This is a genomic window from Streptomyces sp. NPDC038213 (assembly GCF_055600495.1).
In genome coordinates, this window is the sequence record NZ_JBVJYM010000013.1 from 81,146 (window position 1) to 93,328 (window position 12,183).

A 12,183-nucleotide genomic window follows, 5' to 3' on the forward strand; every position below is an offset into this window, starting at 1 on the left:
CGGGCCTCGCGATTTGGGCTGGTGGACGCCGTGCGGTGAGTTCGTGTGACCTGCCACGCCCGCACGCGCCCGCCCGCGCCCTCCCGCCAGGCCCCGGAGCCGAGCGAGGGAGAGCCCCCCACCGTGACCATCGCGCCTGCCGCATCGCGCGCCGAGTCCGACCAGCCCGCCGACCCGGCCGAGACCGGGGGGCCCGGGGCCGCGCTGCTGCGCACCCTCACCGAGCTCACCGCCGACCTGCCGGACACCGACCCCGGCCGGGTCGCCGCCGCCGCCCTGCGCGGCCGCAGCGCCGCCGCCGACGAGGCCGAGCTGCGGGGGCTGGCCACCGAGGCGGCCGCGGGGCTCATCTCCGAGGACCCCGCGTACTCGAAGCTCGCCGCGCGCCTGCTGACCCTCGCCATCGCCGACGAGGCCGCCGGCCAGGGCGCGACCTCCTTCTCCGCCTCCGTGGCGACCGGCCACCGCGAGGGCCTGATCGCCGACCGCACCGCCGAGTTCGTCCGTACGCACGCCGCGCGCCTGGACTCCCTGGTCGAGCACTCGCTCGGCGAGGGCGCCGACGACCGCTTCGGCTTCTTCGGCCTGCGCACCCTGCACAGCCGCTACCTGCTGCGCCACCCGATCACCCGGCAGGTCGTCGAGACCCCGCAGCACTTCATGCTGCGCGTGGCCTGCGGACTGGCCGAGGACGACAGCGTCCGCGCGGTCGAGGAGGTGGCCTCCCTGTACCGGCTGATGAGCCGCCTGGACTACCTGCCCTCCTCCCCCACGCTCTTCAACTCGGGCACCCGGCACCCGCAGATGTCCTCCTGCTACCTGCTGGACTCCCCGCTGGACGAGCTGGACTCGATCTACGGCCGCTACCACCAGGTCGCCCGCCTCTCGAAGCACGCCGGCGGCATCGGCCTGTCGTACTCCCGCATCCGCGCCCGCGGTTCGCTGATCCGCGGCACCAACGGGCACTCCAACGGCATCGTGCCGTTCCTGAAGACCCTCGACGCCTCCGTCGCCGCCGTGAACCAGGGCGGCCGCCGCAAGGGCGCCGCCGCCGTCTACCTGGAGACCTGGCACGCGGACATCGAGGAGTTCCTCGAACTGCGCGACAACACCGGCGAGGACGCCCGGCGCACCCACAACCTCAACCTGGCGCACTGGATCCCGGACGAGTTCATGCGCCGCGTGAACGCCGACGCCCCGTGGTCGCTGTTCTCCCCCTCCGACGTGCCCGAGCTCGTCGACCTGTACGGCGAGGAGTTCGACGCGGCGTACCTGAAGGCCGAGGCGGCGGGGCTGGCCCGCAAGACCATGCCCGCCCGCGACCTGTACGGCCGGATGATGCGCACCCTCGCGCAGACCGGCAACGGCTGGATGACCTTCAAGGACGCCTCCAACCGGACCGCGAACCAGACCGCCCTCCCGGGCCGCGTCGTGCACTCCTCGAACCTCTGCACCGAGATCATCGAGGTCACGAACGACGACGAGACCGCGGTGTGCAACCTCGGCTCCGTCAACCTGGGCGCCTTCGTCACCGAGGCGGGAGAGCTGGACTGGGAGCGGCTGGACGAGACCGTCCGCACCGCCGTGACCTTCCTCGACCGCGTCGTGGACATCAACTTCTACCCGACCGAGCAGGCCGGGCGCTCCAACTCGAAGTGGCGTCCCGTGGGCCTGGGCGCCATGGGCCTGCAGGACGTGTTCTTCAAGCTGCGGCTGCCCTTCGACTCCGCCGAGGCGAAGGCGCTGTCCACCCGGATCGCCGAGCGGATCATGCTGGCCGCGTACGAGGCCTCCTGCGACCTCGCCGAGCGCAGCGGCCCGCTGCCGGCCTGGGCCGAGACCCGCACCGCCCAGGGCGTGCTGCACCCCGACCACTACGACGTGGAGCTGAACTGGCCGGAGCGCTGGGCCGCCCTGCGCGCCCGGGTCGCGGCGACCGGCATGCGCAACTCCCTGCTGCTGGCCATCGCCCCGACCGCGACGATCGCCTCGATCGCCGGCGTGTACGAGTGCATCGAGCCGCAGGTCTCCAACCTCTTCAAGCGCGAGACCCTGTCGGGCGAGTTCCTCCAGGTCAACGGCTACCTCGTGGAGGAGCTGAAGAACCTGGGCGTCTGGGACGCGCAGACCCGCGAGGCGCTGCGCGAGTCCTCGGGCTCCGTCCAGGACTTCGGCTGGATCCCGCAGGAGGTGCGGGACCTGTACCGCACGGCCTGGGAGATCCCGCAGCGCGGCCTGATCGACATGGCGGCGGCCCGTACGCCGTTCCTCGACCAGAGCCAGTCGCTGAACCTGTTCCTGGAGACGCCCACCATCGGCAAGCTCAGCTCGATGTACGCGTACGCCTGGAAGCAGGGCCTGAAGACCACGTACTACCTGCGCTCGCGCCCGGCGACGAAGATCGCCCGCGCCGCCTCCGCCGCAGCCGCCGTCCCGGCCCCGGCCGCGCCCCTCCCGCAGGCCGTCGACGCCGACGCGCTGGCCTGCTCCCTTGAGAACCCCGAGTCCTGCGAGGCCTGCCAGTAATGAGCACCACCGAACGGAAGAACCTGCTCGACCCCGGCTTCGAGCTCACCCTCCGCCCGATGCGCTACCCGGACTTCTACGAGCGCTACCGGGACGCCATCAAGAACACGTGGACGGTGGAGGAGGTCGACCTCCACTCCGACGTGGCGGACCTGGCCAAGCTCAGCCCGGCCGAGCAGCACATGATCGGCCGCCTGGTCGCGTTCTTCGCGACGGGCGACTCGATCGTCTCGAACAACCTGGTCCTGACGCTGTACAAGCACATCAACTCCCCGGAGGCGCGCCTGTACCTGTCGCGCCAGCTGTTCGAGGAGGCCGTGCACGTCCAGTTCTACCTGACGCTGCTGGACACCTACCTGCCCGACCCGGAGGACCGCGCGGCGGCCTTCGCGGCGGTCGAGAACATCCCCTCGATCCGCGAGAAGGCGCAGTTCTGCTTCCGGTGGATGGACTCGGTCGAGAAGATCGACCGGCTGGAGACGGCCGCCGACCGCCGCCGCTTCCTGCTGAACCTGATCTGCTTCGCGGCCTGCATCGAGGGCCTGTTCTTCTACGGTGCCTTCGCGTACGTGTACTGGTTCCGCAGCCGCGGCCTGCTGCACGGCCTGGCCACCGGCACGAACTGGGTCTTCCGCGACGAGACCATGCACATGAACTTCGCCTTCGAGGTCGTGGACACGGTCCGCAAGGAGGAGCCCGAGCTCTTCGACGAGGCGCTCCAGCAGCAGGTCACCGACATGCTGAAGGAGGCCGTGGAGGCCGAGCTGCAGTTCGGCCGCGACCTGTGCGGCGACGGCCTGCCGGGCATGAACACGGAGTCCATGCGCGAGTACCTCCAGTGCGTGGCCGACCAGCGCCTGGTCCGCCTGGGCTTCGCCCCGGTGTTCGGCTCGGAGAACCCGTTCTCCTTCATGGAGCTCCAGGGCGTCCAGGAGCTGACGAACTTCTTCGAGCGCCGGCCGTCCGCCTACCAGGTGGCCGTCGAGGGCACCGTGGACCTGGACGAGGACTTCTAGGCCCCGCAGCCCCCGGAAGCCGAGAGGACCGGCCCGCCACTGCACGGAGCAGTGGCGGGCCGGTCCTTGGCGTCGGGGGCCGGTTCGTCCCTCCCGGCCCCCGGGCCGTCAGGCGTTCGGGACGGTCTCGTAGCGCGGGGTGCCCTCGTCCATCTGGCGCAGGGCGTCCTTGCGCTCGCGCTTGGAGAGGCGGTCGATGTACAGCCGCCCGTAGAGGTGGTCCGTCTCGTGCTGGAGGCAGCGGGCGAAGTAGCCGGTGCCGCGCACCTTGATCGGGTTGCCCTCGGTGTCCTGGCCGGTCACCTCGGCGTAGTCCGGGCGGGCCAGCGAGGCGTAGGCGGTCGGGACGGACAGGCAGCCCTCGTTGGAGTCGTCGAGCACGCGGCGGTCGGCCGGCAGGTCCACGATCTTCGGGTTGACGACCACGCCGACGTGCCGGACGCCCTCGTCGTCCGGGCAGTCGTAGACGAAGACCTTGCGGTCCACGCCGATCTGGTTGGCGGCCAGGCCCACGCCCTCCGCGGCCTTCTGGCTGGCGAACATGTCGTCCACGAGCTGCGCCAGCTCCGCGCCGAACTCCGTGACGTCCTGGCACTCGCGGTGCAGTACCGGGTTGCCGAACACGGTGATCGGGCGGGCCTTGCCGCGCTCCCGGTGGGCGAGCTCGCGCGCCTCGCAGTCCTCGGTGTCCACGACGTACCCGTCGTTGGCCTCGCCGATCTGCTGCTCCGTCTCCTGCTGGGCCATGTCCGCCGTACGCCTTCCTGAAGTCACCGTGTGTACCCGTACAGCCTACGGGCAGCGGTCAGCAGACCTCTTCGAGGTCGCGCCATTCGCGGCTGTCCGGGCTGTCGGCCACCCAGCCGTCCAGCAGCCCCCGCACCAGCCCGGCCGGGGCCGCGATCCCGCACTCGCGCTCGGGCACCCACAGGGACCCGGAGCCGGCGGTGCGGTGGCCCAGGGGGCCGGGGTGGCCCGGTTCGCTGTGGTCGTGGGGGTCGAGGTGGTCGCCCTCCCCCTCGCCGCTGGGCATCTCGCTCTCCGAGCAGGTCCGGCACAGCAGCCGTACCGAGGAGGACCAGTCCTCCGCGGCGAACCCGGCGTCCGAGGCCAGCTGCTCCAGGGCGTTGCGGTCCTCCTCGGTGGCCGCCTCCAGGAGGACCACCCAGGTCGGCACGGGCGAGGGCGCCCACAGCTCGATCTCGTCGAAGACGGGGTACGAGGGCCCGGCCGCGGTCACCCGCTCCCCGTGCGGCACCCCGTCGTGCAGGACCACCTCGCCCCAGCGGCGCCCGGACGACGGCAGCGGGATCGAGAGCACCTCCAGCCGGGCCGGGTCCAGCCTGCGGCCCCAGACGACCTCGGCCTCGCCCTCCGGCGACAGCCGGACCGCGGCGCTGCCCAGCTCCATGCCCACCGGCTCCCCGGAGGAGGCCCCGCCGCGGCCCTCGCCGGGCACCTTCAGGCCGTACGCCTGCCAGGCCCGGCGGGCCAGGGGCCAGTCCTGGAGGGCCGTGGCCGCGATGCCCACGTTCCACCAGTCGGGTGCACCCGCCTCCTTGTCGAGGAGGGCGACGGCGCGCAGACCGGCGGCCCGGGCCTGCTCCCAGTCGTGCCGGAACTTGTGCAGCAGCGCCAGGTTGAACCAGGACTCGGACAGCCAGGGCTCCATGTCCGCGGCGCGCGTCAGCAGCGCCCCCGCGTCCTCGTACCGGCCGTCGCCGATCAGCGTGAACGCGCGGTCGGTGGCCTGCCGCCACGAGGCGGAGGGCCGATGCCGTACCTTCCCGAAGATCCTCACGATTCCCGCCTGCCTGGGGGCACCTCCCAGCGGGGGGCCGGGGAGCGGTGCAGCCTTGCGGACACTCTTCTTCGCATCCAACCATGCCCGGTTGGGGACCCGCTCATTACCGGTGGGTTACCCAGGGCCGGACGCGGTCACTCCGGCACGTTCCGCGGGGTCCCCGCCGCCCCTGCGGAGCACCCGCGCCAGGGCCTCCACGACCTCCGGCTGGTAGTCGTGCCCGGTGCCGAGCCGCAGCTGCTCCAGCGCCGCCAGCGAGCCCCCGGGGCGCCGGTCCCCGGCCGCCAGGTCGTCGTACGCGTTCACGGTGCGGACGATCCGGGCGGGCAGCGGCTGCTCGCGGTACGGGTCCGCCTGCCGCTCCACGGCCTCCGCCACCTCCGGGGGCACCCCGGTCCGGCGGGCCACCTCCCCGCCCAGCCCGGCGATCCGGCGGCGCTCGGCGGCGGGCAGGGGGGCGGTGGCCCCGGCGGGCACCGGGTCGACGAGGGACAGCTGCCCGGTGTCGTGCAGGAGCGCCGCGTACTCCAGCACCGTGAGCTCCCGCCCGGACAGCCCCAGGTCGCGGCCGACCGCGCAGCTCAGGGCGGCGACGCGGCGGGCGTGGCCCGGGCGGGTGTACCCGGCGACCTCGGTGGCCCGGGCCAGGGAGGTGATCGTCTGGCGGTACGCGGTGCGGGTGGCGCGGACCCGGCGGAAGGACAGCTGGACCAGTAGCAGGGGGACGCTGACCACGGGCAGCGCCCACAGCCCGGCCCCGGCCACGCCCAGGGCCATGACCACCCCGGTGGCGCAGACGGCCGGGCCGATCCCGGCCAGGGCGCGCAGCTCGTCGCGCAGCAGGGGCCCGTACGGCCATCCGGTGCGGCCCGCGGCCGCCGCGGCGGCGAGCACGGCGTCGCACAGGGCGGTCAGGCCCAGCAGGACGAGGAGGAACAGCACGAGGTACGGGCCCTCGGCGCCCCCGGAGGCGAGCCGGCCGGAGTGGTACAGCGGCTGGAAGCAGACCGCGGCGAAGGCGACGGTCAGTATCCGGCGGGCCGCGGGGTCGAGGGCCGGTCCGCGGCCCGCGGCCAGGTGCGGGACGCTCCCGGCGAGGGCCCCCGCGAAAACCACGGCGACGGTCTGGAGCACTCCGTGGTGGGCCGGGGCGCCGGCGTTCTGCCCGAGGAGGGCGTAGGCGAGGGCGGCGGCGGAGCCGAGGGGCGCGGGGTGCCGGTCCTCCGCGGAGGGCCGGGCGGCGCCGTCGCGCGGCTCGCGGGAGTCGCGGCGGACCAGTGCACCGAGGGCGACGAGGAGGCCGAAGGCGAGGGCGGCTCCCGGCTCGGCGACCCCCTGCCAGAGGGTGTGCCCGAGGGCGGCGGCGGTCAGCAGCCCCGCGGCGCCGCGCACGGCCCAGACGGAGACGGGGGTCAACGGCCGCCCCCCGCACCGGAGACGGCCCCGGGGGACCCGCCGGACGGCCGCCCGCGCCCGCCCCGGCCGCCCGCGGCCTCGCCGCCCTGGGCCGGCAGCCCGGGAAGCCCGGCACCCGGCCCGCCGGACGGACCGGACCGGACGGGCGCGTGGGACCCGGCAGGCCCGGCAGGCCCCTGGGGCCCGGCAGCCCTGTCGGGTACGGCGGGTACGGGAGGCCCGTCGGATACGGGCGGGCTGTCGGGTACGGGAGGCCCGTCGGATGCGGGCGGTGCGGGAGCCCCCTCGGCCCCGGCAGGTACGGGCGCGTCCCCGCCGGCCGCGGCGGCCGGGTGCCAGCCCTCGCGGTCGAGAGCCCGCGTCAGCGCCCCCACCACCGCCGGGTCGAACTGCGCGCCCGCGCACCGCGACAGCTCCGCCACGGCCGCCGCCACCGGGCGGGCCCGGCTGTACGAGCGGGTGGAGGTCATCGCGTCGAAGGCGTCGGCCACGGCCACCACCCGGGCCAGCTCCGGGATCTGGTCGCCCCTCAGCCCGTAGGGGTAGCCGGTGCCGTCGACCCGCTCGTGGTGGTGGAGGATCGCGGCCCGGGCCTCGCCGAGGGAGCCGATGCCGCGGACCACCTCGTGCCCGTACTCGGGGTGCAGTTCGACGGTGCGGCGCTCCTGCGGCGTCAGCGGGCCGTCCTTGCGCAGCAGCCGGGTCGGCACCCCGAGCTTGCCCACGTCGTGCAGGAGCCCGGCGGTCCGGACCACCTCCTGGCGCTCCTGCGGCATCCCGAGCTCGCGGGCGATCATCGCGGAGGCCCGCCCGACCCGCTCGCCGTGCCCGCGGGTGTACGGGTCCTTGATGTCGACGGCCTGCACGAGGGCGCGGACGGCGGCCCGGTGGGCGGCGTCCTCGCGCCGGTACTGGGCGAACGCCCAGCAGGAGGTGTACATCGGCAGCAGCACCAGCAGGGCGGCGGGCACCCCGAAGGGGCTGCGCCACATGACGGCCATCATCAGCCCGGCCAGGCCGTACACGGTGTACGGGGCGAGCGCGCCCGGCAGCGCCCCGCGCCAGGCGGTCCGCAGCGGCACCCGCCCGGCGGCCGCCGCCGCCCCGCCGTCGAGCAGGGCCGCCACCAGCCCGAAGACCCCGGCCGCGGCGGCCGCCGGCAGCAGGGCGTACGGGAGGTCGGGCACCCAGCCGGGCCCCCCGCCCGCGAGTGCGGCCGGTCCGCCCAGCAGGCCGAAGACCTGCCCGGCGGCCCAGGCGGCGAGGGCCTGCTGGGCGGCGTGCCAGATCCGGCGCACCCCGGCGGGCGGCTGCGCGACCCGGCCGGCCGCCGCGCCGGGGGCCGCGGCGAGCGCGGCGGCGGCGGGCGGCAGCAGGAAGACGGCGGCGAGGACGACCGGGAGGAGCGGGCCGACGCCCTCGGGCGGCCGGCCGCCGCCCGCCCGGCGCGCCGCGAGGAGTTCCGGCGCCAGGTACAGCCCGGCGAGGAGGGCGGCGGTCGCCCAGGGGGTGCCGCGGCCGGCCAGGGCGGGGGCGGCGCAGAGGAGCGCGCCCAGTACGGCGCAGAGGATGGAGACGCGCGCCCCCGGCGGAAGCACCCGCATGGCGCCCTCCTCCCCTGTGCCCGGTCAACTCCGGTACCGAACCGGAGCAGTACCGACAGGGGAGAATAGGTGCGGTCCCGGCGCGGGCGGGCGGCAATGTCGCATTGCACCGTCCGGGCGGCCCCGGATTAGCACCTTCGGGTGAACGGAGTTCGTTCGTTCCGGGGGCCGTTCGGAAATGCGCGTCAGGTGGTGGCGGGCCCGGCGGAGATGTCCGTGACCCCGGCGGCTCCGGTGATCTCCGCGATCTCGGTGTGCTCACCGATCACGGTGATCTCCTGGTCCGGGACGAGCTGCCCCGAGCGGATCAGCTCGATCCGCCCCATGACCTTCGAGCGCAGGTCGCTCGGCACGTCGTCGGATCCGCAGCACCGCTTGACCAGCTTCTTCACCGCCTGCTCCAGCCCGTACTTCTCCAGGCAGGGGTTGCATTCGCCGAAGTGCACCTCGAATTTGGTGCAGTCGGTGTCGGGCATCTCGTGGTCGAGGAACTCGTACAGGTGGTCCAGGACCTCAGAGCAGTCCGTCTCGTGCGGCTCTCCGCAGCTCATGAGCCCGAGCCTTTCAGATCGTTCGACTCTCCCGCGCCGGCGGGGACGAGCCCGCGGTCACGGGCGTAGTCCTCCAGCATTCCGCGCAGTTGACGGCGGCCACGGTGCAGTCGCGACATGACCGTACCGATGGGTGTACCCATGATGTCCGCGATCTCCTTGTACGCAAAGCCCTCGACATCGGCCAGGTAGACCGCGATGCGGAACTCTTCCGGAATGGCCTGGAGGGCTTCCTTCACGTCCGAATCGGGCAGGTGGTCGAGCGCCTGGGATTCGGCGGAGCGCAATCCGGTCGACATGTGCGACTCGGCGCGCGCCAGCTGCCAGTCCTCGATCTCCTCGGCCGCGCTGCGCTGCGGCTCGCGCTGCTTCTTGCGGTAGGAGTTGATGAAGGTGTTGGTCAGGATGCGGTACAGCCACGCCTTGAGGTTGGTCCCCTCGCGGAACTGGTGGAAGGACGCGTACGCCTTCGCGTACGTCTCCTGTACCAGGTCCTCCGCGTCGGCCGGATTGCGCGTCATGCGCAGGGCCGCCGAGTACATCTGGTCGAGGTAGCCGAGGGCGTCCCGCTCGAAGCGCCGGTTGCGCTCCTCGGGCGTCTCCTCCGCGCGGACGTCGTCGGTCCCGGAAACAGGACCCACCTCCTCCAACACCGTGGCGGGACCGAAGGCGGACCCGCTCGAATCGGAGAATACGCGACCATCCCGCCCATCCGCCGCCCGAACGGGGGCGGTCCTGGGCGCCGCGAGCACCGTCCACTCCAGGTCAGCGGCCTGCGGACGGTTGGGGCAGATGGTCGAGCCCATGCGGTGCCTCTTCTCCTCTGGCTGTGCTGTACGTACCGACGTCTGGCACAACCACGAACCCCTCCGGCACATTCCCGTGGCGTGCGCCACTTCCACCGCGGCTCAAGGGCGGCGGGTGCCGGGGAGGTCCAGGCGCGCGCCCTACGGCGTGCCCGCCAGGACGCCGTCCAGCCAGTCCGCGACGGCCGCGGTGAGGAGTTCCAGCGCGGCCTCCTGGCCGAGCCCGCCCGGCGGGGTCCGCTTCGGCACGGCGAAGCCGTGGTCCGCACCGGGCACCTCCACGAGCCCGTGGGCGCCCGCGGGGAACTCCTCGGGCCGCCCGAAGGGGTCCCGGCCGCCCTGGACGACCAGCGCGGGCAGGCCCGCCTCCGCGAGCTCCGCGGCCCGCGAGCGCTCGGGGCGGCCCGGCGGGTGCAGCGGGAAGGCCAGGGCGAGCACCGCGGCCGCCCCCAGTTCGCGGCCGGTCCGGCAGGCCACGCGCGCGCCCGCGCTGCGCCCGCCGGCGACCACGGGCAGTCCGGGCTCCGCGAGCGCGGGCCACAGGCCCCGCCAGCCCTCGTCGAGGGTCTTCGGCGCGGGCGCCACCTTCTTGCCGGCCACCCGCCAGGGCTGCTCCACGAGGGCCACGGCGATGCCCCGGGCGGGCAGGGCGGCGGCCAGGGCCTGGAGGTCGCGGGCCTCGATGCCGCCGCCGGCGCCGTGGCCGAGGGCGAGTACGGCCCGCGGCCGCGCCGGGCCGTCCGCGGTCCAGGTGATCCTGGCCCCTCCTGCCGGGGTGTCCACTGTCCGGATACGCGTCATGGCCCCATCCTGCCTGGTCAGAACAGGGTTTCCACTTCCGGCGCGGCCAGCTCGGCGAGCAGTTCGGGGCCGTTGTTGCGCACGTTGCTGACGGCCGTGGAGACCGAGTAGGCGCGCATGAGCCCGCCCGGCGGGGGCTCCAGCAGGGCCCGCAGCTCGTGCGTGGCGGTCCGCGCCGGGTCCAGCCAGGCGTCCCAGCGGTCCGGGGTGAGCACCAGCGGCATCCGCGGGTGGATGTCGGCGAGGCTGCGCGGCCCCTCCGCGGGGGCCACGGCGAGCGGGGCCGTCTCGGCCTCGGCGGTGATCACCGAGCAGGTGGCCCACCAGGCCGCGGGGTGGCCGTCGGGCAGGGCGGGGTCGCGCCAGAACTCGTATATCCCGGCCATGGCGAGGACCGAGCCGTCGGCGGGGAGCACGAAGTACGGCTGCTTGCGCGGCCGCTTGCGGCGGCCCTCGACCTCCAGTGCGCGCTCGTCGGCGCCGGTGACCCACTCGTAGTACCCGTCGGCGGGGACGATGCAGCGGCGCTGCGCGAAGGGGCCGCGGAAGGACGGCTTCTCGTGGAGGGTCTCCGAGCGGGCGTTGATCATCCGGGCGGCGCCCTGGGAGTCCTTGGCCCAGGACGGTACGAGCCCCCAGGTGAGGGAGCGCAGCTGGCGAACCGGACGGCCGTCCCCCGCGTCTTTCAGGGGGCGGTCGAGGACCACGTGGACCTTCTTCGTGGGGGCCACGTTCCAGTCGGGGGCCAGCACCTCCTCCGGCTCCCACCTCTCGATCCCGAAGGCCTCCGCCAGGTCCTCCGGTCCACGACTCGCTGCATACCGTCCGCACATGGCTGCCACACTGCCATGGCATCCGACCCCCACCGCAAGGAGCAGGCCACCTGATGGACAGCACCTCCGTGGCCGGCCTCTGGGACCGGCTCACCGGCATACAGCCCGCCCCCGAGCAGTGGCTCGTGGCCGTGACGGCCCTCGCCGCCCTGGCCGTGGTCGTCCCGCGCCCCCTGTGGCTGGTCTCGCGCAACGCCGTCACCATCGCGCACGAGGGGGGCCACGCGCTGGCCGCCGTACTGACCCGGCGGCGGCTGACCGCGATCCGGCTGCACTCCGACACCAGCGGGCTGACCGTCAGCCGCGGGCGGCCCACCGGGCCCGGGATGATCCTGACGGCCGCGGCCGGGTACACCGCCCCCTCGCTGCTGGGCCTGGGCGGGGCCTGGCTGCTGTCGGCGCACCGGGTCACGCTGCTGCTGTGGCTGGCGACGGCCCTGCTGCTGGCGGTCCTGGTGATGGTCCGCAACGCCTACGGGGTCCTGACCGTGCTCCTGACCGGCGGGACCTTCGTCCTGGTGTCCTGGCTCGCGCCGGCGGGGATCCAGTCGGCGTTCGCGTACGCCGTGGTGTGGTTCCTGCTCCTGGGCGGGGTCCGGCCGCCCTTCGAGCTCCAGGCCAAGCGGCGCGGCGGCGGGGCCCCCGACTCCGACGCCGACCAGCTGGGCCGGCTCACGCACACGCCCCCCGGGGTGTGGCTCGCCTTCTTCCACGTGGTCACGCTGACCTCCCTGACCGGCGGCGGGCGCTGGCTGCTGGGGCTGTGACCCCGGGCGCCCGGAGTCCGGGCCGCCCAGACTCCGAGACGGGCGGACGATCAAGATCC

Annotated in this window: 11 protein-coding genes; 3 read left to right on the top strand and 8 right to left on the bottom strand. The window is 74.3% G+C overall.

Annotation, left to right across the window (positions count from 1 at the left end; translation table 11 throughout):
• Window positions 1-123 precede the first annotated feature (123 nt).
• Window positions 124-2,526, top strand: coding sequence for a ribonucleoside-diphosphate reductase subunit alpha (locus ACZ7JZ_RS19720; RefSeq protein WP_470940824.1), 2,403 nt, complete (start codon window positions 124-126; stop codon window positions 2,524-2,526).
• Window positions 2,526-3,542 (top strand): ribonucleotide-diphosphate reductase subunit beta, encoded by a 1,017-nt coding sequence (locus ACZ7JZ_RS19725; RefSeq protein ID WP_470940826.1) that lies wholly within the window; start codon window positions 2,526-2,528, stop codon window positions 3,540-3,542. Before ACZ7JZ_RS19720 ends, ACZ7JZ_RS19725 begins: the two co-directional genes overlap by 1 nt.
• A 108-nt stretch (window positions 3,543-3,650) precedes the next feature.
• Here ACZ7JZ_RS19725 and def read toward each other — a convergent pair whose 3' ends face one another.
• From def to ACZ7JZ_RS19765, 8 genes are all read right to left on the bottom strand, one after another.
• On the bottom strand, window positions 3,651-4,289 hold the full coding sequence (def, locus tag ACZ7JZ_RS19730; RefSeq protein WP_470940828.1) for a peptide deformylase: 639 nt from the start codon (window positions 4,287-4,289) through the stop codon (window positions 3,651-3,653).
• Between the two features lie 58 nt (window positions 4,290-4,347).
• Window positions 4,348-5,343, bottom strand: coding sequence for a tetratricopeptide repeat protein (locus ACZ7JZ_RS19735; protein WP_470940830.1), 996 nt, complete (start codon window positions 5,341-5,343; stop codon window positions 4,348-4,350).
• 117 nt (window positions 5,344-5,460) lie between these two features.
• Window positions 5,461-6,762 carry an HD-GYP domain-containing protein gene (locus ACZ7JZ_RS19740; protein ID WP_470940832.1) on the bottom strand — a complete coding sequence of 434 codons (1,302 nt, stop codon included), beginning with the start codon at window positions 6,760-6,762 and terminating at the stop codon, window positions 5,461-5,463.
• Complete coding sequence (locus ACZ7JZ_RS19745; RefSeq protein ID WP_470940834.1) at window positions 6,759-8,366, bottom strand: HD-GYP domain-containing protein; 1,608 nt, start codon at window positions 8,364-8,366, stop codon at window positions 6,759-6,761. Before ACZ7JZ_RS19745 ends, ACZ7JZ_RS19740 begins: the two co-directional genes overlap by 4 nt.
• A 185-nt stretch (window positions 8,367-8,551) precedes the next feature.
• Window positions 8,552-8,917, bottom strand: a complete 366-nt coding sequence (gene rsrA / locus ACZ7JZ_RS19750) for a mycothiol system anti-sigma-R factor (protein ID WP_470940836.1) — start codon at window positions 8,915-8,917, stop codon at window positions 8,552-8,554.
• Window positions 8,914-9,723 (bottom strand): sigma-70 family RNA polymerase sigma factor, encoded by an 810-nt coding sequence (locus ACZ7JZ_RS19755; RefSeq protein ID WP_470940838.1) that lies wholly within the window; start codon window positions 9,721-9,723, stop codon window positions 8,914-8,916. The genes rsrA and ACZ7JZ_RS19755 overlap by 4 nt, the downstream gene beginning before the upstream one ends.
• A 141-nt stretch (window positions 9,724-9,864) precedes the next feature.
• Entirely contained in the window at window positions 9,865-10,524 is a 660-nt protein-coding gene (locus ACZ7JZ_RS19760; RefSeq protein ID WP_470940840.1) for an alpha/beta hydrolase family protein, read from the bottom strand.
• Between the two features lie 17 nt (window positions 10,525-10,541).
• Entirely contained in the window at window positions 10,542-11,357 is an 816-nt protein-coding gene (locus ACZ7JZ_RS19765; protein ID WP_470940842.1) for an SOS response-associated peptidase, read from the bottom strand.
• A gap of 53 nt (window positions 11,358-11,410) precedes the next feature.
• On the opposite strand from ACZ7JZ_RS19765, the gene ACZ7JZ_RS19770 reads away from it, so the two are divergent.
• Window positions 11,411-12,124 carry a M50 family metallopeptidase gene (locus ACZ7JZ_RS19770; RefSeq protein WP_470940844.1) on the top strand — a complete coding sequence of 238 codons (714 nt, stop codon included), beginning with the start codon at window positions 11,411-11,413 and terminating at the stop codon, window positions 12,122-12,124.
• The last annotated feature ends 59 nt before the right edge of the window (window positions 12,125-12,183 follow it).